Here is a 244-nt window from a genome sequence, read left to right as displayed (position 1 = left end):
CTAATGGCTCGTAAATGGCTGGGCTAGCTGGATTCGAACCAGCGCATGACGGAGTCAAAGTCCGTTGCCTTACCGCTTGGCTATAGCCCATTAATATTTACTAGTATGGTTATCTTTTCAAAAAAATAAACCCTCTCAGGTTATTTTAAAGAAAATGGTGGAGGGGGGCAGATTCGAACTGCCGAACCCGAAGGAGCGGATTTACAGTCCGCCGCGTTTAGCCACTTCGCTACCCCTCCGACAT

Annotated in this window: 2 tRNA genes; both read right to left on the bottom strand. The window is 48.0% G+C overall.

Annotated features, from left to right (window positions below):
• Positions 1–15: 15 nt before the first annotated feature.
• Positions 16–90, bottom strand: a tRNA-Gln gene (locus tag MR169_RS28095).
• Positions 91–155: 65 nt separating this feature from the next.
• Positions 156–239, bottom strand: a tRNA-Tyr gene (locus MR169_RS28090).
• Between the last annotated feature and the right edge of the window lie 5 nt (positions 240–244).

The organism is Bacillus cereus group sp. BfR-BA-01349 (assembly GCF_022663795.1).
GTDB lineage: Bacteria > Bacillota > Bacilli > Bacillales > Bacillaceae_G > Bacillus_A > Bacillus_A cereus.
This window is presented reverse-complemented; position numbering and strand designations above follow the sequence as displayed.